Genomic DNA, 26,790 nt, shown 5'->3' on the forward strand with positions numbered 1-26,790 from the left:
TTTGTATGGTTTCAGCACACAGTGAGCAGGCAGAACATGTACGAAAAGCGCGAACTTTCCGGCACTGCCAGCAATATTTTCTCGCCCTTTTTCAAAGCCCCGCTGTTGAACACCTCTTCGAGCATCATATAAATGGAGGCCGCGCCTACATTGCCTTTGGTGACGAGGTTGGTGTACCATTTTTCTTTGGCCACCGGCATACCGTTCTCTTTGAAAAATTCGTCGATTTTGCTTTCGAAGAAATAGCTTGACAAATGCGGCAGGAAATAGCTCACATCGTCCATAGTTATTCCTTTTTTAACCAGAATATCTTTGAGCTTGGCGAAACCTAATTTAACAATTTTTTCACCTAAAAGCTTCACATCCTGCTTGATACTGAATATAGATTGCTCCTTGATTTCCTCGGCAGTGTAATCCTTATAGCTTTTCAAAGTGCCGTCTTCGAGCTTCTCGGCACCCATATACATACAGGCCTCGATCTCGTTGGCATAAGAGCAACCTTCAATCCAATCGATTTTCAGGGAGATTCCTTCTTTATTCGGGGTCGGCTCTACGAGGAATGCACCCGCACCGTCGGAGAGCATCCAGCGCAAAAAGTCCTTTTCAAATGCGAGGTAAGGGTTCTTTTCGAGCTTTACCAACTGCTGCACTTCGTCTTCGAACTGGTCGGCGCGAAGCACCGTCGAAAGCCGTTCCGAAGCACAGGAAACCGCTTTTTGTTTTTCGCCCAGCTTCACCGCCATGTACGCGTATTTGAATGCATGCATCCCTGCGCAGCAAACGCCCGAGGGCGATACTACTTCTATGGATGCCGCTTCGGGCAGGTTACCGTGTACCATCGAGCCGTGCGAAGGCATCAGTTGGTCGGGGCTGGACGTGGCGCAGCTTAGCAAATCCATCTGGCCGATCTCGCCCGGATTATTCCTGAACAGGTCTTTAATGGCAAGGGCCGCCATTTCCGCATTGGTGTGCGTAGGCGTTCCGTCTTTGCGCAATGCATAATACCGGTTTTTAATACCGTTATTGCGCAAAACAATGGCTTTTGATTTGGAAGGTTTTCCGTTGATGTATCCTAAGTATTCTTCCATTTCCTCATTGGAAACGGACTCATTCGGTAAAAACTTGGCAATCCTTGTAATATATGCTTCTGACATTATGATTTGGTTTCTACACCACAAAAGTATTCTTTTTTCTTCTTAATCGCATTGGCGGTGAACGGGGCGATCAGTAACCGGTAAACCGTGACCAGCACCGGCGCTACCATAAAAAGCGCAACGAGCAGGTAATATTTGAAAAAACCAACCAGCCTTTTCCGCTTTTCAGGCGTGGTCCCCTTCGTTTTGATCAACTTTGCCCAGATCCTGAACAGCTTCTTGGCCCGCCCCTCGATAAACAGAATATCCGTGGGTATGTTAATAAGGCCTGTGGCCATGATTTCTTTCTGTAAACCGGCATACTCCCGGTTGTCGTATGCCTTTTTGACGATCGCTCCGAAACGGGAGGCGCCTTGTATGTCCTCATCGCTCACGCCCGGTTTGGGGAAAATGCCCCACTTGCGGTCTTTCCGGCCGGTAAGCATCCAGTGCAAAATGGTTACCGCGCTGACAAGGTTCGAAACACGGTCCATCAGCGGAATATTCCCTACCAGCTTCCCGCCCGCGTCGGCGATCAGCTGCTTAATGCTTTCCTGCGAGTTGAGCCACATATTCCGCCCACCTATCACCGTCACGATGGGCGTGTCCCTGACCCTGGCTTTAAAGCCGGGGTCGTGCAGCAACGATGTTATTGGCAGCGACGGCGACAGGAACCACGGCTGGTAACCCAACACGATTAAATCGTAACGCTCGGCACCGAAATGAAGCGGTTGGAGCTCGATCGGGTCTTCTTGCACGCATTCCGGCATTTTGTCGAAAAACTCGTCTGAAGTCCAGGGGAATACAAAGGGTTTGGCCGGGAAAATCTCTAATCGCTCTACTGTTTCAGGCTCGAACGGTTTCAGGAACTGTTCGATAATTTCATTCAACTGACCTGACTGAGAGTAGTTTACAACTAGTATATTTTTCATTGATCGGCAAAAATCCTGTTAATGCATTCCTATTTGAGATCCGATTCTTTCAACACCTTCGAATCCTTCGCATAATCGGCGATGACGTTTTTAAGGTCGGTATCGAGCTTGTCGTAGCCCGAAACGACGGCCTGTTTATCTGCATCTATTTCCTTATTATATTTCAAAATCCCGGGCGCATGCTCCTGTACCGCCAGGCGCAGGAAACGGAACTCGGTATTGCCAGGATTGCTTTTGATCTCGTCTTCGAGCAAACTGGCCCCTTTTTTGAAGGTCTTCACCTTGCCTCCTACCCCTTTTACGAAACCGGCCTTTTTCATCGTCAATGCCCCTTTGTAAGCATTCACCTTTGACGACGACTTTTCACCTTCCAGCTTCGCGAGTACCTTATCGATGGACGCTTCCTCTCCGCTGGACAATGCTTTGTAATAAACTCCCTTGTCGATCTGCGCATGGGCTGTAACAGCCGCAAGCAAAACAAGGCAAACCGCTACCATTCGCTTCATAACAATCGATATTTACGCATTCGGGATCTAAAACGATCGGGCATCAGGCCTTTTTCCTGCATTCCAGAATCGTGTGATAACTGTCGCCAATCAGCGGATAAGTATTAACAACTTCAAACCCAGCCTGGCATACCAGCTCCTTCATCACACCGATCCTGTACATCTTGCTATTTCCATTGGCCATGATGGTGAAATACAAAGATGTCGCCACCAGGCTATAATGTGCAGCAGGATAATTCTGGTTATCAAAAAATGGTTCCAGAATATACACGGTGGTGTTTTCAGAAGCTGCCTGAAAGGCGTTCTCCAATATCGCCACGATCTGTTCTTTTGAAAAGCAATCGAGAAACTGGCTCATCCAAATCACATCGGCTCCTTGCGGTATTTTTTGCGTGGTATCCAGCAGGTTGATCGCATGGAAATCGATCCGGTCGAGCAGGCCGCGCTCGGCGGCGTTCGCGCGCGCCACATTGAGCTGCACCGGCAGATCGAGTATTTTAATCCTCACATCCGCATCATGGTCACAGCATGCAAACGACCATTTCCCCGTGTTGCCGCCGATATCGAAAAGCATTTTAGGCTTTTTGGCGAAGACGATTTTCAGCGCGTCGGGAAATGCATTGTCGGAATAATAATGGTCGAACTCGAACCATGAAGTTTTAGCGGGCTCGGGCAATATCGAGAGTCCTTCGTAGATCGTCGGCCAGTTACCAAGCTCTTTAAGGCCTTCGGGCTTGCCGTTGACGATGCTTTCGGTCATGTGGCTCGCGCCCAGGTAGCACACGTCTTTCATGAAATTCATGTTGACGCGCGTCATTTCGTCCTTCAAAAGGAAGAAACCTATTTTGCTGATCCTGACAACATCATTCTCTATTTCCACCACGCCCAGAATTTCCGCCGCTTCCAGCAAGAGGGTCACACCGTATTCCGAGACATTCACATTTTCGATAATGTTGGCAATGCTTACTCCCTTGCGGTTTTCGCTGACGTACTGCAAAATGCCCAGGTCCCTGAGGGCGACCACCGACTGGAAGTACATCGGGCCAAACGCGATCTTCTGTGCTTCATACTTGGCTTCAATAGCCGACAATTCTTTTTTCATTGTACGCTTTAATTGTTCCCTGATTGTTCGGAAGAGGGTATCATCCGATCCTTGTATCTCCTTCTGTATTTTGCTTTTTTCAGATCCTCTTCATGCCACACAATGTACTTGCCCATCGTACCGCGGAAGCGTTTGAAAAAACCTTCCTTATCCGATAGTTTCACAAAGCCTTCCTTCATGATTGCATTGCTATGGTCGGCCTTGGGCTCGTATACATTTAAAGTTTTGACCGTATCGATCACCGTCGGCAGCAGGCCTATCGGAAGCTCATACTTTTTGATGAACTTTCTCATATAACTCGTCTGGATGGGATCGGTGGAAAGCGCAATTTTCGAAAAGCCCAAGTCTTTTGCAAGGCGGTAGGAATAATATACATTTTCCGTGCTGTGCTCTGCCTTTTCTTCGGTAAACAGATGCTCGCGGGGAACGCCCAGCGCTTCGGCGTAGTTGACCATTACACGGGCCTCGATATAAGGAGTAGCCACGGCGCCGCCCGAAAAGATGATATTTTTGGTATAACCTTTCGAATATAGATAGTGGGCCCAGTGAATGCGAAGTTGCAGCACCATGTCCCACTTCTCGCCATTGTAGGGAAAACCCGGAACGATAATCGCATCATAGGGAGCTTCCTTGGCCCCTTTCGTGAAAGCTTTTGCCGCCGAACGGTAGAGCATTTTACCGCAGCTTGTAAACAGCAGACATAGGAGCACCAGGAAAAACGAGTTGGCTATGCGCACGATAAGGGGTTGACGGTTTTTAAACAGTAAGCTGTGAACGTTCACCAGACTCAGGTAAACAGATCACAGCTTACAAAAGATATGATATGGTATCGGTAATTAATCTGAGCTCTAAAAATAAACAAATCTATTCACTTTTTAAGCCTTGAACGACTTGCTCCACTTTTTGTAAAGGCTCTTATCGATCTCCTGATTAATCTTGTAAACACCGCCGGCCCAGTAATTACGGAAACCGAACCCCCCTGCCTTACCTTCGACTTTTTCGGTGTGGATCACCTTCTTAGTGGCCAGGTCGATGAATGTAACCCAAGCCACCAGTTTCTCTGCGTTTTTATTGAGGCTTTCCACAACATAAACTATACCAACGCCATCCTTTTCGCTCAACGAATATTTGGCAACGGATTTTTTTACCTGATCTTCGGTGATGCTGTACTCGTCGTCGGTAATGTTCTTCTCTACGTTCACTGATTTGTTCAACGCGACCATATCCTCCACTTTCGATTTATACTGGTCGTCCTTCAGATTGAATGCTTTCTGCAGGGAAAATTTCTTAGGTTCAAGCTCGATCAGGTTGTTCCAGCTTACAATATGCTGGTTCTGAATCGCCTGCGCGTCCATGAAACCTGCTTTACCGATGTATTTGGCTTGCGTAAAATCAAGGCCCAGGAAAACCAGTTTGGTTTTACCAGCGAAGAGGTCAGCCATGGTGTTATCCGCTTTGGCAACAGCGGCATTGAACAACACGAATGCGATCAGTAATAACTTTTTCATAACTCTGAGTAATTGGGAACGGTTAGTTTATTTCAGTTTTTTATCCAGAAATGCCGCCAGGGACTTGCCTGCTTTCGCATAAGATTCAGCAATGCGGACGCCGGTATCGAAGTCAAAACCACCGAACTGGCCGCCCGGAACATTTCTCATTCCAATTTCAGCAACTTTATTGGATTTGTTGGCTGATTCGACCAGGTCTATTTCAAAATCGACATAGGCATTCTTGCGCATCACACCTACGTTGAAACCGGGCTCCACAAATTTGGTTTTTACAATGAGGGTGTACTGTGCGTCCGGGCGGGCGGTAACAGCCGTCAGACCTTTGTCTGCCATGCCTTTGTTGAACAACTCCTCGAACTTGGGCTCGTAACGTGCCTTGCGGTCTTCGACCCAGGCCTTTTTCCAGGCATCGCCTTTACCGGCTTCCTTAGCATTGTACTCGGCTGATTTTTTATCAAGGTACTCCTGCTCAGTGGCGAATTTACCTACTCCAAACTCCGAATAATCGTACTCTACATTGACGGTTTTCTGGCCCGACAACACGCTTACATCACCGGAACGGAGATCGACGCGCTGGGCGAGGGCTGCGTCCCCTGCGAGGAACGAAATCGCTATGGCTGACGCATAAATGAACTTTTTCATAGTAGTAACTTTATCTTTAATGGTAACAGAGGGGTCAAATATAGATCAATTTTTCAGGTTTGCGTTTCTCCTGTTTGTAGATCCGGAAAGTTAGTTCTTCAGCGGTTACGAAAGTTAATGCGGGCGATACGCGGAGCCTGGATTTGAACAACGAATGCATGGTTTCCTTGAATGCGGACGTCTGCAACTGCATCGGAAGCACCACGGTAATCTCGTCGTTCCCGAACTCGTTTTTAGATACGACCACCTGGTACAAATCGATTTCTTTCACCGCATCCAGCACGTCAAACAATGCCGGCGGGAATATGGTCGTACCCTTGAACTTGATCATCTGCTGCTTGCGCCCGACCACCGGACCCAGGCGCGGGCTTGTGCGCCCACACGCGCAAGGCTCATAATAGACATTACAAAGATCGCCGGTTTTGTAACGCAGCAGTGGCATACCCTCCACACCCAGCGTCGTCACGACCACCTCACCAAGCTCGCCGTTTTCCACTGCATTGCCTTCCTCGTCGACCACCTCCAGGATCAGCAGGTCCGGGTTCAAATGCCCGCCTTTGCCTTCACCGCATTCGGTAAACGCAGCGCCCATCTCCGTGGAAGCGTAGGTTGAATACAGTTTCACATCCCACTGCGAGGTAATGCGCTTGCCCAGTTCATTCAAAGAAAAATCCGGGTTACGGATCGGTTCTCCAATGCAGATAATGGATTTAATGCTCGATGCGGCATAGTCAATATCATTGGCTACGGCGTAGTCGATCAGGCGGGGAATAAATGAAGGGATAGCGATGATTACCGTCGGCGAAAACCGCTGGATCGACTCCCATTGCAGAAATGGCGCCCCCGGCCCTACGCGGATCATTCCCGCGCCCATTTTGCGCGCGCCCATCCAGTAGGCAAGCCCGGCCATAAAACGGCGGTCGATGGTCGTCATCAGCTGGTAAATATCGTTTTCCGTGCCACCAGCGCAACGGAATGACTCTGACTCGTTGGTCGCCAGCCTTTCCACGTCCGAATCGGTCAGGTAGAATGCCACCGGGTCGCTGAGCGTGCCCGAAGTAGTCACAAAATCGGTAATGCGGCTTTTGGGCACACACAGGAAGTCGTCGTTATATTGTGCGAGATCGTCTTTGGTCGTAAACGGCAGCCGCGCCAGGTCGGCCACTGTTCTGATCTCGTCGACATTGATATTCTGCTCGAGAAACAGGCGCTTATAGTAGTTCGAATAGTTGGACACGTGCAACAAAAGCTGCTGCAATGCGGGCTGCTGTGTTTCGGGACTCATGGCAATCAAAGGTTGGTATGGAAAATCTGAATCAGGCATTAACGCTTGCCCAGCTTGCTTTCGGCTATCCGCTCCCGGATCGATTTCTCCTCGTTCAAGGACGAAACTTCGTGTTTCAAAGCCTGCTCGTAATAACCGATCGCTTTGCTGAAATCACCTTTCTTCTGATGGTACTCGCCCAGGAAAAAATACGGAAGGTAACTCTGCGCATTATTCGCGATGAAATTCTTCTCGTCCTGCGGCGTCAAAGAAAGCGGCGTATCCAGCATCACATATTTAGTGATTTTCTGTCTCACTGATTTAAATGCCTCAAACTTTTTATAGTCCGCCGATTCCAGGAACGGATCGCGGTCGATATCCAGCGAATCAAACGATTGAAAACGACCTTTTTGCGCAAAAATGCGGTTCAAATCATATCCGACGAACTCCCCTAGCTGGTAAGGCGGCGCCGAAATCCAGAATTCCTTTCTGGCAGGTTTGAAAACAATCCCGTGGTGCGCGATGAGCTGATTCAGTAACTTGGAATTACCATAACCGATAAATTTGTCATCGACACCCTTCTGGTCACGCAGAATGGCAGCAGCCTGGTTAACGTCCATCGGATACGAACGGTCCATGAGCTGCGTCATCCTGTCGAAACGTGCTTTCGAATCCGTATCGCGGATATTGTTGATATTCACCGAATCCTTGATAAATGCATTGCTCTGGTAGTGGTTTGCACAAACCAGCGCGTCCTTACCCGAATCGTACACGTCCATCTTCTGCGGCGACTTTTCGATGATCACCGCCTTATCGTCCGCCGCTGAGCCGATCAACAGTGATTCGGAAACGAAAGTCTCGCTTTTCGAAGCGATTTTGCGGGCCTCTTCAATGCTGCCGGCATATTGCAGGATTTCCCTCGCCAGAATAGATATGGGCTCTTTCGCAGCAAATGGGATATCCGATTTGGAAGCATTTAAAGTAACCGTGATGCCTTTCTCATTAATACCCGAAACCACGCCCGTAAGCCCCGCCCATGCGTAGGAAGCAAATTTGTAGCCCTTGTCAGGGTTCATGAAAACAATGAGCTTATCCTCGGCAAATGCATCGCCCATATAAAAGTCGAAATTACGGGCAATGAGCAGCGTAGAATCCTTGGTAAGCGAATGGTTGACAGCGAACGACGTGCAGCCTACCATATTCAAGTCGGTAAGCGCGTGGCCGATATCGTGCGCGGCATGGTAGTTGAGAATCCGGTAATATTTGGGACCAATGTAGTTGAACTGGTCTGAAAATGACTGAGAGACACCGTAGATCTCCTGCTGGTTTTCCAGAGGAATGTATTTGTAAATATCGCGGTTGAACCAACCGACAAAACCTTTCAGCACTTGCAGGAACATTGTGCTCGGGATCATCTCCTTGATCTGCCCCACAAAATGTACCTCCTGTTTTTCCATCAGCTCTTCGGCCAGGATGCCGTAAATAAGCCCGCGTTCATACGGAGCGCCTTCCAGGTACATTTCCCAAATGCCGTGCTCGTTCTTCCGTAACCAGTTGTTACCCACCCGGTAGTGGTTCTCGCCCACTTTCTCACGCTTGTAACTTTCGACAGTTTTAGTACTTTCAAGCTCCGGCTTCGGGACACGGATACGCCAGATGAATAATCCGAATAGTATTCCGATGATCAGAAGAAAGATGGAGAATGCTTTGAGCGCCGAACGCAGGACTTTGTTTTTAGGCCACATAAAATCAGCAGACGGGCGCATACTGTGGCACCGCATCTGATGTCAAAATTAGCAATAAATGGGTATCGTTTCTATAAAAACCATTTCACCGGTATCGAAACTGGGGCTTTGGCGCATGGCGGAACCGTGGGAAGATTTGCTGGCCATGCTCAATCTACCCGCTTCCGAAATGGCCGTACTGGAAGGCATTTCGAAAGAGAAACGAAAACTGGAATGGCTGGCTTGCAGGGTGTTGGTGAAGCAAATGCTGGGGGTTAATGCGGTAATAGGCTACGACCAGGAACGCAAGCCGCACATTGTTGGATCGGAAATTGAAATTTCCATGTCGCATTCGGGCGAGTACGTATGCGTATACCTGCGAGAGGGTCCACCGGTCGGAGTTGATATCCAGCAATTGAAGCCGTCTATTTCAAAAGGCGCATTCTACTTTTTAAATGATGTGGAGCTGCAATGGGCCAATCTGGAAGATAATGTGCAAATGCATTTGATCTGGTCGGCCAAGGAAGCGGTATTCAAGTACGCAGGCGATGCTTCCGTCGACCTGAAAAAACATATCATCATTCCGGCGTTTTCCGGCAACCAAAACGGCCGATTTGAAGTTAATCTGCAAAAAGATAATCTGTCGAAAGCGATACAGATTCAATTTGATACATTTGAGGATTATGTACTGACCTGGACCCTTTAACCAGCCCAAATCAACCACCTTAACCCGTTATGCATCGTTTCTTTACGCTCGTACTTGTACTGTTGGCCACCCGGCTTTTCGCGCAGACACCCGCCCTGTCGTCCAGCGAAATCTTTCAAAACATTAAAAAACTCGATGTGTTGGGCTCTGTGCTCCACATTGCGGCCCACCCCGACGATGAGAACACGCTCATGCTCTCCTATTTATCCAAGGATCAGCTCGTGCGCACGGGCTATCTCTCGCTTACCCGCGGCGATGGCGGCCAGAACTTGATCGGCTCCGAGCAGGGCTACAATATCGGCGTGATCCGCACACAGGAATTGCTGGCAGCCCGCCGCGTCGATGGCGCGCAGCAGTTCTTTTCCAGGGCATACGACTTTGGTTTTTCCAAAACGCGGGATGAAACGCTCAACTTCTGGGACCGGGACAAAGTGCTTGGAGATGTGGTATGGATGATCCGTAAATTCCAGCCCGATGTAATCATAACCCGCTTCCCGCCCGATCCGCGTGCGGGTCATGGTCACCATCAGACCTCGGCATACCTGGCCGAAGAAGGTTTCAATCTCGCCGCCGATCCAAAAGCCTATCCCGATCAGCTAAAATTTGTCAAAACCTGGCAAACCAAACGCTTGGTTTGGAATACTTTCACGCCCGGCTTTACCAACAAAGCACCGAGCGACGAGAAGAACCCGTTCATTTCCATTGAAATCGGCGGCTATAACCCGGTTTTAGGCAAATCGTATACGGAAATAGCCGCATTGAGCCGCAGCCAGCACCGCAGCCAGGGTTTCGGAAGCGCCCCGCAGCGGGGCGATCGCGTCGATTACTTCCTTCATAAAGTGGGTACACCTGCTCAAAAGAGCCTTTTTGACGGTATTGATGTGAGCTGGAAACGGGTGAAAGGAAGCGAGAAAGTGCATGCGCTGATTGTCGCTGCGATTAAGAATTATTCGGTAAATAAACCATCAGCCTCTGTTCCGGAGCTTTTGAAAATCAACGCAGAGCTGGACAAACTGGATACGGACAATATCTATGTCAAAACCAAAAAAGAGGAAGTAAAAGACCTGATCCAGCAATGCGTCGGGCTTTGGTTTGAAACAAATCCGAATGACTTTTCAGGAGTTGCAGGCGATGAAGCGCGCATTAATATTGGCATCGTAAAACGGTCGGATTACCCTGTGAAACTGGTTTCACTGCGTTGGACGGGTAAATCGGCCGACAGCGTTTTGAACCTGGCTTTGGGAAGTAACGATATGAATACATTTCCCAAAAAGACATTACTCCCAGCCAACTTAAAAATCAGCCAGCCCTACTGGCTCGAAAAGCCGATCGAACGCGGCATCTTCCAGATCGACAACCAGCAGGATATCGGCTACCCCGAAAACAGGCCGGAAACGAAAACGAGCTACAAATTCGAAATCGGCGGACAGGAATTTGTATATGAAAGGCCATGGGTTTACAAATCGGTCGATCCGGCGGAAGGCGAGATTTACCGGCCGTTTGAAATCCGGCCGCTCGTGACGACCACCATTACCGAACCTGTTTTCATATTCCCTTCCATGGAGGCCAAAACGGTGAATATCGTTGTGGAAGCGCAGCGCAACAATGTAAAAGGTACCCTGAAACCCGAAATTCCGGCAGGCTGGAAAGCCGTTCCAGAATCGGTTGAATTCAACCTGACCAACAAATACCAGCAGCAGTATTTCTCGTTCGTCGTCACGCCGCCGGCCGGTGACCAGGAAGCGGTGATCAAAGCAGTGGCAATTGTGGATGGCAAGAATTATGATAAATCAGTTAAAACCATCGCCTACCAGCACATTCCGAGCCAGACACTATTTCCGGAGTCAGCAGCCAAGCTGGCGAAAATCGATGTTAAAATCACGGCTAAAAACATAGGCTACATTGCCGGTGCGGGCGACGACGTTCCCACCGCATTACGGCAGATGGATTGCCAGGTAACCATGCTCAACGAGGCCGGTCTGGCGAAAGATCTGAACGCATACGATGCGATTGTCGTAGGCGTGCGTGCATACAACACCGAGGCATATCTGAACAATTATCAAGCAAAACTGATGGATTATGTCAAAAATGGCGGAACGATGGTCGTTCAGTACACCATCCCGGGCGGACAGAAGGTGAAGCAAATCGGCCCTTACAATATTGAATTAGGGCGCGAGCGAGTGACCGAGGAGGATGCGGAAATGCAGTTTCTGCAACCGGAAAATCCCATTTTGAATCATCCCAATAAAATCACCCAAAAGGACTTCGATGGCTGGATCCAGGAGCGCGGGCTCTATTTCGCGCAGGATTGGGATAAGAAGAATTACGTGGCGCTTTTTTCAGCCCACGATAAGGACGAACCTGCCCGCGAAGGCAGCACGCTTTACGCACAATACGGCAAGGGCCACTACATCTACACCGGCCTCTCCTTCTTCAGGGAGCTTCCGGCGGGCGTAACCGGCGCATACCGTCTGTTCGCGAATATGATTTCAGTTGGCAGCACCAGGTAATGAACGTCGTTGGTTAAGAGTTGTCAAGTGTGGTCAGGATTAGTCAAGTGTAGTCAGGTATTGTCAAGAAATTGTCAGGGGTTGTGAGAAAGAGTATTTCTCCAATGCCTACACCTGACAATACTTGGCTACACCTGACCACACTTGACCACATCTGACTACACATGACAATAAATGACTACACATGACAATTTCAACCCCGTCAGTTACTTGACATTCTTTCGTCTGTTCCGCTGGAAATCTTCCAGTACAAAGCCCCCTAGCCCCTGCAAATTGCTGTAATAGGCCCGGCCGTTATTGACCTGGGTGAAATTCTGCACGAATTGTTTCAGGTAGGGGTCGGTCGCGATCATAAATGTCGTTACAGGAATGTCGAGCCGGCGACATTGCGCGGCTAATGTGAGCGTTTTATTGATGATCTTGCGGTCCAGGCCAAAGCTGTTTTTGTAATAGCGGATACCTTCTTTCAGGCACGTCGGCTTACCGTCGGTGATCATGAATATCTGCTTGTTGCGCGTCTTTTTGCGGCGCAGAATGTCCATGGCCAGCTCCAAACCGGCTACCGTATTGGTGTGGTAAGGCCCTACTTCCAGGTACGGCAGGTCTTTGAGTTGGATTTGCCAGGCATCATTTCCAAAAACGATAATATCGAGTGAGTCCTTGGGATATTTGGTCCGGATCAGTTCTGCCAATGCCAATGCTACCTTTTTGGCAGGGGTAATGCGGTCCTCGCCATAAAGGATCATCGAATGGCTAATGTCGATCATGACCACCGTTGCAGTAGTAGTTTTCTGCTCGCGCTCCACTACTTCCAGGTCGTTTTCCATCAGCATGAAGTCACCGATCCCGTGATTGACCTGCGCGTTTTTGATGGATTCGGTCATCGAAATCTGGTCGAGCGTATCGCCGAACTGGAAATCGCGGATATCGCTGGTGAGCTCGTCGCCCGCGCCCAGGTGAGGCGTATGGTGGTTACCGCCGGATTTTGACCTTTTCAGCTTACCGAAAATTTCGTCTAGTGCGCTCTTGCGAATGCTTTTCTCGGCCTTCGGCGTCATAATAAGCCTGCCCTCGCCTTCCTGCTTTTCTTCGGTCACATAGCCTTTCTTTTTCAGGTCTTCGAAAAAGTCGCCGATGCCATACGAATCGTTGGTAAGGTTATACTGGCGATCGAGCTGGCTCAGCCACGACATGGCCTCGGAAACATCACCCGAAGTCATCAGCAGCAGCTGTTGAAATATATCAAACAACTGATCGAACTTGCTGTTGGGCCCTTGCTCGGGCGGAATGTATTTCGTGAAACGGTGTCCTCGCATATCGGCAGGTATTGAAAACAGACGGCTACTTTCAAATGTAATCGAAAGTAGCCGTCAAGTCGGTGAAAAAAATCGAATTATGCCTCTTCTGTGCAGAATTCTTCAAAAGCCATTTTCAGGTGTTCAGCGATCATCTGCGCCGAGCGGCCTTCGATGTGGTGACGCTCCACGAAGTGGATCAGTTCACCGTCTTTGAACAGCGCTACGGCTGGCGAAGATGGCGGATAAGGCAAAGTGTACTCACGCATTTTAGCGGTAGCTTCCAGGTCAGCTCCTGCAAATACCGTTGCCAGGTGATCAGGCTTCACGTCACTGCTGGCCAGCGCTGCCCGTACACCCGGACGTGCAGCACCTGCCGCACAGCCACATACCGAATTGATCACTACCAAAGCAGTTCCTTTGGTATTTTGCATGAAGTTATCGACTTCCTCAGCGGTTGTCAGATCCTGAAAACCGACATTTACCAGTTCGGCTTTCATCGGAGCCACTAATTGTGGTGGATACATATATATTAATGTTTAAAAGTTGTTGTTACTGTTTTGTACTTCGGCTTTCGGCAATCGGCCGTCGGCTTTTGGTGTTACATCGGCTGTCGGCTTTCGGTAGTCAGCTATCAGCTCTAAAATATTGATAACCGAAGTTTATCATAAAAGAGCCGACGGCCGATAGCCGACCGCCGAGGTCTTACATAAACCCCAGTTCAAGTTTCGCCTCTTCTGACATCATTTCGGTCGAATACGGCGGATCGAAGGTCAGCTCCACGCTCACATCGTTCACGCCTTCCACTTCGCGGATCTTCTGCTCCACTTCCCCGGGAAGCGTTCCTGCCGAAGGGCAGGAAGGCGACGTCAGCGTCATCGACACAAATACATTATTGATCGGAAACACTTTCAGATCATATATCAATCCCAGCTCATAAACGTCGACCGGGATTTCCGGGTCGTAAACCGTTTTAATGGCGCGGATCACTTCTTCTTTCAAATCTGCCTCTGACATCGCAAGGTCTATATTAAATGTTATGCATTCACTGATTTGGCTTGGAAAGCAAAGCCGTACGCTTTCATTTGTTTGAGCATTGCCGCCAGTCCGTTGGACCGGGTTTGTGCCAAATGCTGATGCAAACCGACTTTTTCCATAAAATACACATCGGCTTTGGCGATCTCCTCGGGAGTGTGTCCCGAAAGCACCTTCACCAGCATGCTTACCAGCCCGCGCACGATAATTGCGTCGCTATCCGCCTCAAATTTCAAAAGATCGCCATCCATGTAAGCATTCAGCCACACCCGCGACTGACATCCTTTGATAATATTATCCTCGGTTTTGTACTGCTCTTCCAACGGCGGGAACTGCTTTCCGAGATCGATAATGAACTCGTATTTACTCTCCCAGTCATCAAACAATTCAAAATCCGAAATTAGTTCGTCCTGTATTTCGTTTATGGTCATTGTGTAATTCTTTTTTTAAGCCGCTGCCGTGCGGGTTTCAACCCAGTTGATGAGTTCTTCGGCTTCCTCCAATCCTTCTTTTGAGACAACTACATTTCGTTCACCATCGTAGGCCATCGACAGGTGCAGAATGTTATAGATGCTATTAAATGCATCCAGGGCCTTTCGATCTATTTTACGAAGATTCTCCTGATACCATTCGGCACTCTTCCTTCCCTTCTTTCCTCCGATAAGAACATCTAATGCGATCAGGACACCGGAATATGCCGCATGTCCAGCCAGCTTAACATACTTCTTATCCTGGTAATATTTCCCCTCCTTCTTAGCCTTATCCCTGAGTAATTCTTTTGCATTATCAAGGTATCTTCTGGCTTCCTGCAAATTATCTTCCATAATGTGTACATAGTCTTAAAGGGATTAATGCCAGTAATTTAAAAAATTATCCCAACATCCGCTTCACCTTATGCAGCCCCTGAATGAGCTTATCAATTTCCTCGGTCGTGTTATAAACAGCAAACGACGCACGTGAGGTTCCGGTAATGCCGAAGCGGTTCATCAATGGCTGGGTGCAGTGGTGACCCGTGCGAACGGCGATGCCCTGCTGATCAAGCAAGACGCCGATATCCTGGTGGTGAATGCCGTCGATGACAAACGATAACACGCTTACTTTGTCCTTCGCCTGGCCAATAATGCGCAATCCTTCGATCTCTTTCACTGCTTCGGTGGCATAGGCTAACAATTCGTTCTCGTAAGCTGCAATATTCGGCTTACCCAAAGTATCTACATAGTCCAATGCAAACTTAGCAGCCACCACATCTGCGATGTTAGGAGTACCGGCTTCGAACTTGTAAGGCAGCTCATTATAGGTCGTTTTGGCGAAAGTCACTTCTTTGATCATCTCCCCGCCCCCGCGGTACGGAGGCATCGCATTCAGCAAATCGCGCTTGCCGTAAAGGATACCCATGCCGGTTGGCCCGTATATTTTATGCAGGGAAAGCGAATAGAAGTCGCAATCCAGGTCCTGCACGTCAATTTCAATATGTGAGCTCGCCTGCGCGCCGTCGATAAGCACTTTCGCACCTACCGCGTGGGCTTTGGCGATAATCTCCTTGATCGGGTTGATGGTACCCAATGCATTGGAGACATGGACGACCGAAACGAATTTGGTTCTTTCCGTGAGCAGCTTCTCATATTCGTCCATCAAAAGCTCGCCCTGATCGTTGATCGGAATCACTTTCAGAATGCAGCCTTTCTCTTCGCAGAGCATTTGCCAGGGCACGATGTTGGAATGGTGCTCCATGGTTGAAATGATGATTTCGTCGCCTTCTTTCAGAAATTTCCGGCCGTAGGACGATGCCACCAGGTTAATACCGTCGGTTGTACCATAGGTAAAAATGATTTCCTCCGGATATGCTGCGTTCAAAAACGCCTGCAAACGCTTCCGCGACTGCTCGAATGCCGATGTCGCTTTTTCGGCCAGATGGTGAATCCCGCGGTGTATATTGGCATTGTAATGCTCATAGTAACCCGACAGCGCGTCCAACACCAACCTAGGCTTCTGGGTCGTTGCAGCGTTATCGAAATAGACGAGTTGTTTGCCATTGACGACTTCGTTCAGGATCGGGAAGTCGTTGCGGATGGATGCGATATTGAGATTGTGGCTCATTGTGATTCGTCATTTAAGAAAAATACCCAACCCCAAAAATGGCGGTTGGGTACCAGGAAATGTATTAATCGGGGCCATAAGGCCCGTAAAAGCTATTTCGAAGCCAGCTTCTGCGTGATCACGTTTTCGAGGTATTCGCGAACCGAGTCGATCTTGATCTGCTGAACCACGTCGGCACAGAATGCGAACATCAAAAGCGACATCGCTTCCGATTGCGAAATCCCGCGCGAACGCATGTAGAACAATGCCTCCTCGTCTATTTGCCCGGTAGTCGTACCGTGCGAGCATTTCACATCGTCGGCAAAGATTTCCAGCTGCGGCTTGGTGTTCATCGTCGCGTCGGGCGACAATACAATGTTCTTACAAGACTGGAATGCATTGGTTTTCTGTGCATCCGGGCGAACGAAGATCTTTCCATTAAAAACACCTTTCGATTTATCGCGCAAAATACCTTTATATAGCTCGTTGCTTTCCGAATTTGGCTTCTGGTGGTCGGCAACAGTGTGGTTATCCACGTGCTGGGTGCCATCCGGGAAGTACAAACCGTACATATGCGCATCGCAATGCTCGCCGTCCAGAACGATGTTCAGGTTATTGCGTGTGAATTTGCCGTTCAGCGTTACAGTACCTGCATAAAAATGCGAGCGGTCGAGCATGCGCACTTGCGTGGTACCGATGTGATAGGCATTCTCGCTCTCGTTCTGTACTTTATAATATTGTACGTTAGCCTCTTCTGCCACATGAATTTCAGTCACCGAATTGGTGAACGAGCGCTGGTCGCCCAATGTACGGAACGCCTCAGCCAGCTTGACATGCGCGTTTTTACCTACCGAAATGATATTGCGCGGCTGGCTGCCCACATTCTTCTCGCGCGCATCGCTCACGAAGCGCAGAATAATCGGGTGCTCCACCGACTGGTTATCCGGAATATGGATAAACACGCCGTCCTGCGCAAATGCGGTATTCAATGCCGTAAATGCATCGATGGCGTCTTTGGTAAGCTCGTTGAAGTACGACGCCACTTTCGCGGGATCGTTTTTGTAGGCATCTGCCAAGGAACTGATCGTGATCTGGCCAACTGGTGAAATGATTGCCGATAGTTCCGCATTGTAGCGGCCATTCACAAAGTACAGGATATTAGCCTCCTGCTTGGGAACTTTGAGATCTTCCAATTCCGCAAGGCCGATGGAGCTTTCTGCATTGAAATCGTAAGAAACGCTGATCAGGTCTCTTACATTACTATATTTCCACTCCTCGTGCTTGATCGTCGGGAAGCCTAATTGCTCAAAAAGGGCCAGTCCTGCGCGCTTTTTCTGGTGAAATTCAGAAGACGCCTCACCATTCATCACCGCCTCACGGGCATGGAAATCAGTGATCAGTCTGGTTTTTAAATCTATGGTCTCGTTACTCATCGATAATGGGGTATGGTGCTGTATGGGGTTAAGTTTTGTCAGACAATGCGCCTTTTACTTAACCAACCGCTTCAACTTCCGCTTTGATCCAATCGTAACCTTTTTCTTCCAGTTCAAGGGCGAGCTCCTTCGGTCCGGATTTCACGATGCGGCCTTTGTACAATACGTGTACATAATCAGGCACGATGTAATCCAACAGACGCTGGTAGTGCGTCACGACGATCGTCGAGCGTTCAGGAGAGCGAAGCGAGTTCACGCCCTCGGCCACGATACGAAGTGCGTCGATATCCAGGCCCGAATCTGTTTCATCCAGAATCGCCAGTTTCGGTTCAAGCACCGCCATCTGGAACACCTCATTACGTTTTTTCTCACCGCCAGAGAAACCTTCATTCAATGCGCGTTTCAACAGGGAGTCGTTCATACTCACCAGCTTCGCCTTTTCACGCACCATTTTCAGAAACTGGGCAGCGTCCAGCGGGCTTTCGCCTTTATATTTACGGATTTCGTTAACAGCCGTTTTCAGAAAGTTGATGGTCGTAACACCCGGAATTTCCACCGGATATTGGAATGCGAGGAAAATACCTTCGGCGGCTCTTTCCTCAGGGGCCATTTCAAGGATATCTTTTCCATCAAAAACTACATTTCCGCCAGTAACCTCGTACTCTTCCCTTCCTGCCAACACCGAAGCCAAAGTACTCTTACCGGAACCATTGGGCCCCATAATCGCATGCACTTCACCCGGCTTGACTTCCAGATTGATGCCTTTTAATATTTCCTTACCTTCAATGGAGGCACGCAAGTCATTAATAGAGAGCATAACTGATTTATACTTAAAAGATAGTTCGTGGTAATTTCCCGCAAAAGTAATACGCATTAGCCGTAAATGAAAATGAGCGTCAATGTCTTAAACTGCGGGACACTCATTTTGTACAACCTTTTTAAGGAGCAGGATGTTCCCGCGGTGCAGATATTTATACCTTAAACGGTCAGAGAATAAACGGGTTGAAGAAAGGCCGGTTTTTAATTCCCGAAGAAACATTTACTTTGCGCCCCCAGCGTTCCAAACACTTCATTTATGGCTATTAATCCGATATCCGGGTTTCCCGTCGGTGTATCCTCCGAAACCGGCACTCTCAAAAGGCTCCTGATCCACAGTCCCGACCGTGGCCTGGGCAAAGTAGTACCCAGCAAGGCGCAGGACTGGCTTTTCGAGGACATCGTGCATCTGGATACCATGCGCAAGAAGGAGTATGATTATTATGTAAAGCTGCTTCTATACTTTCTGGACCCCGAAAAGATTAAAGGCAAGCTTGCCGAAATCAACGACGACCCTACCCGCTCGTTCTTCATTCCGGGAACTGAGAAATATTTCGCTTCCGACCACGTGGTGGACATTCAGCGGCTGCTCGGGGACATTTTGGAAGATCCCAGTATCCGCATTAAACTCACCGCCGCCATTTGCGGGATCGAGCGCTGCTCCTACCAGACCCAGGAAGAGCTGCACCGCTTCGATGCGCACGAGCTGGCGCGTATTTTTATCTCAGGGTATTGTTCGGATAAAAGAATGCTTTTCGCGCCGCTGCCGAACCTGATTTTCACGCGGGACATCGGCATTGTAATCAACGACCACATCCTGCTCAACAAACCGGCCAAAGCGGCCCGCACGAGAGAATCGATACTGGCGCAGTTCGTATTCTTCTACCATCCGATGTTTGCCCATTTAAAACAAAACATCATTGAAATACCTGAAAACGAGCGGCATTTCCTGCTGCCTGACGATGAAAAGGCGAGCGACTACCACCGCTGCACGCTCGAAGGCGGCGATGTGATGATGGTCGCGCCGGGGCATTTACTGATCGGTTGCAGCGAACGGACGTCCATTTACGCCGCGCAGCAGGTGATGAAGATATTGTTCGACAAAAATGTGGTTGAGAAAATTACCATTATTAAAATCCCCAAGAAGCGGGATTACATGCATATCGACACCATTTTTACGCAGGTCAAAAAAGATACCTGGGTGCTGCTGAGCTCGCTCGCACGCGTAGGCGACGAGGCGCGAAAGAAGGATGTGCTGCATTTTTTCGCGCCGGTGGATGTGAATAAGGAGTTCAGGATACTACAATTTGTGAAGGGCAATGAGCAGCAGCCGCGTGAGATCGAAAACCTGGAAGATCTGCTGGCCGAAATCAGCCGCGACGACCTGGGCGTCAATGGAAAAGTACGTTTTATTTACTCGGGCGGAAATGAATTTCCGTATGGCGAGCGCGAGCAATGGACCGACTCCTGCAATCTGCTCGCATTACGCGACGGCGTGGTGATCGGCTACGACCGCAACGACAAGACCTTGGAGGCATTCAAGAAAGAAGGTTTCAAGGTGATAACCGCCAAAAGACTGCTCGAAAAATTTGAACACAACGAGCTGGTACCGGAAGATTTAACCGACACGTTCATCACGCTGCCTTCGGCCGAACTCTCCCGCGCGCGCGGCGGCTCACATTGCATGAGCATGCCGCTGTTACGTGGCTAGTCCCACTGAATTTTAGACTTGTAATCGAGCCGCCAGAATCGTAAATTGCATTAAGGACAATACCTGACAATACATGACATTTTGTTACGAATTACATTTCCAATAACCACCCTATACTCCTATGCGCGTCATCACTTCATCCGCTCAAATCCAGCCGCAATCTACCTGCCGCATCATGATGATCAGGCCCGTGCGGTTCGGTTTCAATGAGGAAACCGCCGGAAGCAACGAGTTTCAGCAGGAGTCGTTCGCGCAGCAGACCAAAGGCACAGCCCAGCAGGCGGCCCGCGAAGAATTCGACCTGATGATCGACCAGCTTCAAAAGGCTGGCCTGGAACTGCATATTTTTGATGATACCGACGAGGTAGACCGCCCCGACGCCGTATTCTCCAACAACTGGGTCTCCTTTCACCAGAGCGGCAAAGTGGTACTCTACCCGATGATGGCCGAGAACCGTCGCCGGGAACGCCGCCGGGACATTATCGAATCGCTTGCAAATGATTTCAAGGTTGAAGAAGTGATTGACCTAACCCATTTCGAAGCAGAAGGCAAATTTCTGGAAGGTACTGGCAGCATGGTGTTCGACCGCCGCTACAAAATCGCCTATGCCTGCCTGTCCCCGCGTACGCACAAGGAAGTGCTCGACGCATTCGCGGACGCTTTGGGTTATGAAATCATCACATTCTCGGCATCCGACGAACACGACAAACCTATTTACCACACCAACGTACTTATGTGCGTCGGCGATATTTTCGCGGTAGTGTGCCTGGAAGCGATCAAAGATCCCGATGAGCGGTTGATGGTCAGGTCCGTATTGGAAGAAACCCACAAGGAGGTGATCGAGATATCCCTGGAACAAATGCGGCATTTCGCCGGCAATATGCTGATGGTGCGGAACGGGAAAGGCGACAAATTCCTGGTCATGTCGACCCAAGCCTACGATTCGCTTACCCCCCGGCAAAGGGACCGGCTTGACGACTACGCGCTGCTGCTGCACACCGACCTTTCGGTGATTGAGGGGAACGGAGGCGGCTCGGCCCGATGTATGATGACAGAAATTCATTTGCCGGTCAAATAACAAAAATGCTCCGGTTCTGCGGAGCATTTTTGTTATTCTATAATCCTCATCAATTTATTAGTCCTTCAAATCGGCCTTTACCTTATCAATTTTTTCTTTGGTATTGGCCTTGAACTCGTCCCACTTGTCGGCGGTCTCATTCTGAGCGCGTTTCCAGGAAGCCTGCAACTCCTCTTTTTCAGCATTCAGTTCCTTTTTGCGTTCCTGCCATTTGGCTTTTTCCTTGTCTGCCGCCTTGTCGATTTTGGCGTCGGCTTCTTCTATTTTACGGTCGAGCTTGCCAATGGCATCGTCGATCTCTTTCTTCAAATCGTCTTTATCCTGCTTCACTTTGGCCTCAAAATCATCCCCTGCTTCCTTGATATCGGCTTTGGCTTCGGCCACGTTTTCGTCCATATCGTTTTTAGCTTCCTCCACCGTCTCTTTGGCGGAGTCCTTTGTTTTGTCTGAACAGCTCGTCAATGAAAGTGAACCGGCGAGCAGCAGAGAAGCGACAATCCAGGTGATCTTTTTCATGTTTTTGGGTATTAAAGTTGATTTCAGTTACTGTGCAAATGCTATTGTGTGAGCAAAAATCTTACCAGCCCGCAAGGCGTATAGTCACGCAATTTTTGTAGAAAATTCTTCTCAGACGGCCGGAAGTCGTTGAACTTCGCACCAGACTGCGCGGTTAAGCGAAAGGTGAAGTATTGAAACTATTGGCATTTATGATCAGCTTTGCATTTTTATTAATATACTCCTAAACCTATATGCTCAAAATCTCTATTACCGGCGCTCTTGCTGCTCTCCTCATTTTTCACGATTCCGGGCAGGCATTGGCCCAAAGTGATTCGCTGCAAGCGCGGGATCTTCGTGAGGTAACTGTGCACGCATTTGAATCCGAAAAAGATCCGCTCACCACTACTGCAACCGTAGGAATGCTTACACCCCGCTCGCTAGGCCGGTTTTCAAATTATACCTGGGCCAATGCTGTCAACACGATCCCGGGTGTGCGCATGGAAGAACGTTCGCCAGGCAGCTACCGGTTTTCGGTACGCGGAAGTCTGATACGCTCCCCGTTTGGTGTACGCAATGTAAAGTTTTACTGGAATGGCATCCCGTTCACCGATGCGAGTGGCAATACGCCCTTGAACTCGATCGATTATGGCGCTATTCAAAGTATGGAGGTGATCAAAGGGCCGGGTAGCAGCATTTATGGCGCGGGTACCGGAGGCGTGGTACTCATGCAAAGCCGCCCCGACAACGAATTCCAGAACCGTGTGGAGCAGAGTATGAGCTTTGGGAAATATGGCTTCCAAAGCCGCAATTCAACCTTGCAGATCGGTGATATTTCCGTTCAATATGGCCATAGCGAGCAGGACGGCTACCGCAACCACAGCGGCATGGCACGTGACGCGATCCGGTTTACATCCAGTTCGAGCATTGGTGAAAAGGGTACCCTTTCATTGCTGGGAATGTATTCAGATCTGTATTACCAGACTCCCGGAGGCATTAACCTTGCCCAATATCAGACAGACCCCAAACTCGCCCGCCAGTCGACGGCAACAGTGCCCGGCAGCGAGGTCCAAAAAGCGGCTATTTATACCAGACTCGCATTGCTGGGCGGCAATTATGTATTGCCGCTGTCGGACAAATGGACGCAGTCGACCGCATTGTACCTGACCTTCACCGATTTTGCCAATCCGTTCATTTCCAACTTCGAGAAAAGGGATGAAAACGGGATTGGAGGGCGGAATATCTGGCAAAACAAATCAGAATGGGGCAATGTGAAGACTAACTGGACCAGCGGTTTCGAATGGCAGTATGGCAAATCGGCGCAGCGCAACTACGACAACAAAGGCGGCGTTGCCGACAAACAGCAAACCGTAGAGGATATTCGTACTGCCAACCTTTCGGTGTTCAGCCAGCTGGAAGCAACTTTGCTCACCGACCTGACCCTGAGCGCAGGTTTAAGCTACAATACTTCGAAATACAAATACGAACGCTATTTTCCGCTCCCATTCGGCAAAGATCAAAAGACTTTCGACGGCATATTCATTCCGCGCTTTGCGGCTAACAAGGTCATTGCCGGCAACTGGTCGGTTACCGCGTCATACAGCGGCGGGTTCTCGCCTCCTACTTTGCAGGAAGTACGTCCGTCGGCAGGTGGTTTCCGCAAGGACCTGGAAGCTGAAAAAGGCAGTAACACCGAAATAGGCATCCGCAAAGTCGGAAAAGTCATTTCAGGAGAAATCAGTCTGTACCATTTCGGCCTGCGCAATGCGATCGTGCGCCGGCTTGACGAAGCGGGGGCCGAATATTTTGTTAATGCAGGAAAAACCAAACAGAATGGCGTGGAATGGAGCGTCAATTGGGACGTCCTTTCCGATCCAAAACTGCCGGTTATGCTGAAACTCTGGAATACGGGCACTTACACCAAATATACCTATGAAGAATTCCGGCAGGCCGACACAGATCTGAGCGGGAAACTCATCCCTGGTATTCCGCGTTTCTCGCAGTCGACGGGCCTGGACGTGCTGCTCAAATACGGCATTTCGGCGTTCCTGACTTACCAGCATGGCGATTCGTTTTACCTGAATGACGCGAACACGGTCAAAAACACGGCTTACAACCAATGGATGGCGCGCGTGAGCTGGAAGAAAAGCTGGGGACAGCATTTTTACAGCGAATTATCGGCATCCGCAGAAAAGGTCAATGCCGGTATTTACAGCCTTGGTTACGACCTGAATGCATTCGGAAACCGTTATTACAACGGCGCGCCGAAAAATAACCTATGGGCCGGCGTGAAGATTGGCTGGGAGTGGCAGAAAAACTCAAAGTAATGCATTTATACACCCATATCCCTTTTTGCAAACAGGCTTGCCACTATTGCGACTTCCATTTCAGTACCAACACCACCCACAAACGTGCCGTAGTGGAGGCCATTGCACGGGAAATTGTTTTGAGGCGGTCGTATTTGCCTGACGGGGATATGGAGACCATTTACTTTGGCGGAGGCACGCCGTCGATGCTCAGTGAAGCGGAGCTGAATTTTCTGCTTGAAACCATTCACCGGCAATTTCGGGTGGCGCCCCATGCTGAGATCACCCTGGAAGCCAACCCGGATGACCTGAATGCGTCCAGCTTGCAAATGTTTGCCAAGGCGGGTATTAACCGCCTCAGTATCGGCGTTCAATCATTTCATGAGCCGCATTTGCGTTTTATGAACCGTGCGCATTCCGCGGTGGAAGCCGAGCAATGCGTAGGACTGGCGCAGCAGGCTGGTATCGACAATATCTCCATCGACCTCATTTACGCGATCCCCGCCGAGCATCACGATATATTGCTCAGTGATTTATCCAAAGCCTTTACACTGAATGTCCCGCATATTTCAGCTTACTGCCTCACCATCGAACCACAAACAGCATTTGGCAGCTGGCTAAAAAAGAAAAAGATCAAACCGATCGAGGAAGAATATGCGGCGCAGCAATTTGAAATACTCGTCAGTTCCCTGCGTGAAAATGGTTACGAGCAGTACGAAATCTCCAATTTTGCCCGAAACGGCCTTTACAGCAACCATAACAGCTCTTACTGGAAACAGCATCCCTACCTGGGCGTAGGTCCGAGCGCGCACTCCTACAATGGCGCAAGCCGCGAGTACAATGTTTCCAACAATGCCAAATATCTGGAAGCGCTTCAAAAAGACATCATTCCCACGACTATTGAAACACTTTCTGCTGCCGACCAGACCAATGAATACCTACTAACGGGCCTGCGTACCAAATGGGGTGTTGAACTACAAAAACTGGAAACGCTTTCGGCGGGAGCATTCGGAGTACAAGCCAAAGATGCGTTAGAACGAATGACCCGCAAAGGCTGGATCAGGGAGGATTCGGGGATATTGGTACTTACCCAGGCCGGCAAGCTCTTCGCCGACCGCATTGCAAGCGATCTGTTTATTGACTAAAAAAATCGCCACGCTGCAAGCAGCATGGCGACTTCCGACCGATTGTCGAACAATAACAGCTTATACCAACTCTGCATTCAATGTGATTTCCGCATTGAGCAATTGGGAAATAGGGCATTCCTTTTTCGCTTTGTCGGCAACCTGTGCGAACTGCTCCGCGCTGATACCCGGAACCTGTGCTTTCAGGTCAATTGCGCTTTTGACAACCTGACCTTTCGCGGGGTCCAGCGAAACGGTAGCGGTAGCATTCAGCTCGTCGGCAGTGAAACCGGCAGCATTCAGTTCGAAGCTCAGCTTCATGGCAAAACATCCGGCGTGTGCGGCGGCAATCAGCTCTTCGGGGTTTGTGCCCTTACCATCCGCGAAGCGGGTATTGAAAGAGTACTGGGTGTTTTCCAGAACTGTGCTCTGCGTGCTGATCGTACCTGTACCTTCTTTGCCGGTACCTTTCCAAATGGCTGTTGCTTTACGGTTAATCATCGTTGTTCCTTTTAATGTTGATCCTAAATCGTTGTTTCCGGGAAAAGTAGCACGCAAACGATATCTACGCAAACAATCCCTGCATTAAAAACACAATAATTACTTACCGTCCTCTGTTCCAGTATGTGCCTCCCTGTGGTGCATGGTACGGCGTTTTTTAGTTAATAAAGGTTAATGCCCGTCCGGGATTTAAACTTTATAATTGCATCATCATCTAATCACAAATTTTTAACAGATTTTCCATTTTCTCAACTCACAAGTCATGAACAGAAAACTCTTGCCCCTGCTACTGCTCGCTGTCCTTGCATTATTCCAAAGTTGTACTGGTCCGAAAGGAGATCCAGGGCCCCAAGGTGTTCCAGGGGATTCTTACGTGGGACAAACTTTCGATATTGTTAAAGTTGACTTTACCTCTGCCAACAAATATTCCTATACTTTGAATTTTAAGCAGCAGAATATTAAAGTAGTGCCAACGGATGCCGTGCTTGTATATGTGTATTGGAACGATGCAGGTGGCTTGAAAGCTTATCGCCCGCTCCCGCAGACAGCCTATCTTACTAATCCGAATGGCATCATTACTTATAGTTTCGATAGAACTGACGAGGATATGATGATCTTCATGGACGGCAATGTAAACTTGGGGAGTTTGGCAACCGACTGGACCCGCAATTTCGAGTTCCGTGTAATAGTCATTCCTTCCGACCCGCTCAAACGTGCCAATGCCGAAGTGGATCTGAACAACTACGAAGCGGTTGTGAAAGCGTTCAACATCGACGAATCGAAAGCGAAGAAAATTTCAGCCCAATAAGGAAAAAGTTCCCGCATTTTTGGGTTTCTGGAATAATTTTTATAAAATCCGGTAAAAATTACCGGATTTCTTTTTTCCCTAACGT

General features: G+C 49.1%; 26 protein-coding genes. 7 read left to right on the plus strand and 19 right to left on the minus strand.

Annotated features, from left to right (window positions below; translation table 11 throughout):
• Positions 1-11 precede the first annotated feature (11 nt).
• From darB to AC2YIT_RS15140, 9 genes are all read right to left on the minus strand, one after another.
• A complete protein-coding gene (gene darB / locus AC2YIT_RS15100) occupies positions 12-1,154 on the minus strand; it encodes a dialkylresorcinol biosynthesis protein DarB (RefSeq protein ID WP_430845570.1) in 1,143 nt (380 codons plus the stop codon).
• On the minus strand, positions 1,154-2,065 hold the full coding sequence (locus tag AC2YIT_RS15105) for a hypothetical protein (protein WP_430845569.1): 912 nt from the start codon (positions 2,063-2,065) through the stop codon (positions 1,154-1,156). The genes darB and AC2YIT_RS15105 overlap by 1 nt, the downstream gene beginning before the upstream one ends.
• A gap of 29 nt (positions 2,066-2,094) precedes the next feature.
• On the minus strand, positions 2,095-2,571 hold the full coding sequence (locus AC2YIT_RS15110) for a hypothetical protein (RefSeq protein ID WP_430845568.1): 477 nt from the start codon (positions 2,569-2,571) through the stop codon (positions 2,095-2,097).
• A 43-nt stretch (positions 2,572-2,614) separates the two neighbouring features.
• Positions 2,615-3,673 (minus strand): methyltransferase, encoded by a 1,059-nt coding sequence (locus tag AC2YIT_RS15115; protein ID WP_487279701.1) that lies wholly within the window; start codon positions 3,671-3,673, stop codon positions 2,615-2,617.
• 8 nt (positions 3,674-3,681) lie between these two features.
• A complete protein-coding gene (locus AC2YIT_RS15120) occupies positions 3,682-4,410 on the minus strand; it encodes a YdcF family protein (RefSeq protein ID WP_487279702.1) in 729 nt (242 codons plus the stop codon).
• A gap of 138 nt (positions 4,411-4,548) precedes the next feature.
• Positions 4,549-5,181 (minus strand): hypothetical protein, encoded by a 633-nt coding sequence (locus AC2YIT_RS15125; protein ID WP_487279703.1) that lies wholly within the window; start codon positions 5,179-5,181, stop codon positions 4,549-4,551.
• 27 nt (positions 5,182-5,208) lie between these two features.
• Positions 5,209-5,823 (minus strand): hypothetical protein, encoded by a 615-nt coding sequence (locus AC2YIT_RS15130; protein WP_430845564.1) that lies wholly within the window; start codon positions 5,821-5,823, stop codon positions 5,209-5,211.
• A gap of 34 nt (positions 5,824-5,857) precedes the next feature.
• Positions 5,858-7,108: a flexirubin biosynthesis putative acyl-CoA ligase FlxY gene (gene flxY, locus AC2YIT_RS15135; protein WP_487279704.1), complete on the minus strand. Its 1,251-nt coding sequence runs from the start codon at positions 7,106-7,108 to the stop codon at positions 5,858-5,860.
• A gap of 38 nt (positions 7,109-7,146) precedes the next feature.
• Positions 7,147-8,868: a C45 family autoproteolytic acyltransferase/hydrolase gene (locus tag AC2YIT_RS15140; protein WP_487279705.1), complete on the minus strand. Its 1,722-nt coding sequence runs from the start codon at positions 8,866-8,868 to the stop codon at positions 7,147-7,149.
• A 22-nt stretch (positions 8,869-8,890) separates the two neighbouring features.
• Here AC2YIT_RS15140 and AC2YIT_RS15145 point away from each other — a divergent pair, with 22 nt between their 5' ends.
• Together AC2YIT_RS15145 and AC2YIT_RS15150 are read left to right on the plus strand one after the other, a co-directional pair.
• A complete protein-coding gene (locus AC2YIT_RS15145; RefSeq protein ID WP_487279706.1) occupies positions 8,891-9,517 on the plus strand; it encodes a 4'-phosphopantetheinyl transferase family protein in 627 nt (208 codons plus the stop codon).
• Between the two features lie 29 nt (positions 9,518-9,546).
• Positions 9,547-12,027 carry a PIG-L family deacetylase gene (locus AC2YIT_RS15150; protein WP_487279707.1) on the plus strand — a complete coding sequence of 827 codons (2,481 nt, stop codon included), beginning with the start codon at positions 9,547-9,549 and terminating at the stop codon, positions 12,025-12,027.
• A gap of 206 nt (positions 12,028-12,233) precedes the next feature.
• Here the strand turns inward: AC2YIT_RS15150 and AC2YIT_RS15155 are convergent, their stop codons facing one another.
• The 8 genes from AC2YIT_RS15155 to sufC form a co-directional block, all read right to left on the minus strand.
• The gene (locus AC2YIT_RS15155) at positions 12,234-13,343 is read right to left on the minus strand and encodes a vWA domain-containing protein (RefSeq protein ID WP_106598044.1); all 1,110 of its coding nucleotides are present in this window, start codon (positions 13,341-13,343) and stop codon (positions 12,234-12,236) included.
• 77 nt (positions 13,344-13,420) lie between these two features.
• On the minus strand, positions 13,421-13,849 hold the full coding sequence (locus tag AC2YIT_RS15160; protein ID WP_430845559.1) for a BrxA/BrxB family bacilliredoxin: 429 nt from the start codon (positions 13,847-13,849) through the stop codon (positions 13,421-13,423).
• A gap of 178 nt (positions 13,850-14,027) precedes the next feature.
• Positions 14,028-14,339, minus strand: a complete 312-nt coding sequence (locus AC2YIT_RS15165; RefSeq protein WP_430845558.1) for an SUF system Fe-S cluster assembly protein — start codon at positions 14,337-14,339, stop codon at positions 14,028-14,030.
• Positions 14,340-14,359: 20 nt separating this feature from the next.
• Positions 14,360-14,788: a SufE family protein gene (locus AC2YIT_RS15170; protein ID WP_430845557.1), complete on the minus strand. Its 429-nt coding sequence runs from the start codon at positions 14,786-14,788 to the stop codon at positions 14,360-14,362.
• Between the two features lie 15 nt (positions 14,789-14,803).
• Positions 14,804-15,181, minus strand: coding sequence for a DUF5618 family protein (locus tag AC2YIT_RS15175; RefSeq protein ID WP_430845556.1), 378 nt, complete (start codon positions 15,179-15,181; stop codon positions 14,804-14,806).
• A gap of 46 nt (positions 15,182-15,227) precedes the next feature.
• On the minus strand, positions 15,228-16,454 hold the full coding sequence (locus AC2YIT_RS15180) for a SufS family cysteine desulfurase (RefSeq protein WP_430845555.1): 1,227 nt from the start codon (positions 16,452-16,454) through the stop codon (positions 15,228-15,230).
• Positions 16,455-16,546: 92 nt separating this feature from the next.
• A complete protein-coding gene (sufD, locus tag AC2YIT_RS15185) occupies positions 16,547-17,866 on the minus strand; it encodes a Fe-S cluster assembly protein SufD (RefSeq protein ID WP_487279708.1) in 1,320 nt (439 codons plus the stop codon).
• 58 nt (positions 17,867-17,924) lie between these two features.
• Positions 17,925-18,683 (minus strand): Fe-S cluster assembly ATPase SufC, encoded by a 759-nt coding sequence (sufC, locus tag AC2YIT_RS15190; RefSeq protein WP_223400430.1) that lies wholly within the window; start codon positions 18,681-18,683, stop codon positions 17,925-17,927.
• A gap of 258 nt (positions 18,684-18,941) precedes the next feature.
• Here sufC and AC2YIT_RS15195 point away from each other — a divergent pair, with 258 nt between their 5' ends.
• Both AC2YIT_RS15195 and ctlX read left to right on the plus strand, forming a co-directional pair.
• Positions 18,942-20,393 carry an arginine deiminase family protein gene (locus AC2YIT_RS15195; protein WP_487279709.1) on the plus strand — a complete coding sequence of 484 codons (1,452 nt, stop codon included), beginning with the start codon at positions 18,942-18,944 and terminating at the stop codon, positions 20,391-20,393.
• 121 nt (positions 20,394-20,514) lie between these two features.
• Entirely contained in the window at positions 20,515-21,471 is a 957-nt protein-coding gene (gene ctlX / locus AC2YIT_RS15200) for a citrulline utilization hydrolase CtlX (RefSeq protein WP_487279710.1), read from the plus strand.
• Positions 21,472-21,528: 57 nt separating this feature from the next.
• Here the strand turns inward: ctlX and AC2YIT_RS15205 are convergent, their stop codons facing one another.
• Complete coding sequence (locus tag AC2YIT_RS15205; RefSeq protein ID WP_430845551.1) at positions 21,529-21,987, minus strand: hypothetical protein; 459 nt, start codon at positions 21,985-21,987, stop codon at positions 21,529-21,531.
• Between the two features lie 233 nt (positions 21,988-22,220).
• Between AC2YIT_RS15205 and AC2YIT_RS15210 the strand changes: the two genes are divergently transcribed.
• Both AC2YIT_RS15210 and hemW read left to right on the plus strand, forming a co-directional pair.
• Positions 22,221-24,293: a TonB-dependent receptor gene (locus tag AC2YIT_RS15210; protein WP_487279711.1), complete on the plus strand. Its 2,073-nt coding sequence runs from the start codon at positions 22,221-22,223 to the stop codon at positions 24,291-24,293.
• Positions 24,293-25,417: a radical SAM family heme chaperone HemW gene (gene hemW, locus AC2YIT_RS15215; protein WP_487279712.1), complete on the plus strand. Its 1,125-nt coding sequence runs from the start codon at positions 24,293-24,295 to the stop codon at positions 25,415-25,417. Before AC2YIT_RS15210 ends, hemW begins: the two co-directional genes overlap by 1 nt.
• Positions 25,418-25,477: 60 nt before the next feature.
• Here hemW and AC2YIT_RS15220 read toward each other — a convergent pair whose 3' ends face one another.
• Positions 25,478-25,897 carry an OsmC family protein gene (locus AC2YIT_RS15220; protein WP_430845548.1) on the minus strand — a complete coding sequence of 140 codons (420 nt, stop codon included), beginning with the start codon at positions 25,895-25,897 and terminating at the stop codon, positions 25,478-25,480.
• A gap of 262 nt (positions 25,898-26,159) precedes the next feature.
• Here AC2YIT_RS15220 and AC2YIT_RS15225 point away from each other — a divergent pair, with 262 nt between their 5' ends.
• Positions 26,160-26,705, plus strand: coding sequence for a hypothetical protein (locus AC2YIT_RS15225; protein WP_487279713.1), 546 nt, complete (start codon positions 26,160-26,162; stop codon positions 26,703-26,705).
• Positions 26,706-26,790 lie beyond the last annotated feature (85 nt).

This window comes from Dyadobacter sp. SRI_021 (assembly GCF_057586235.1).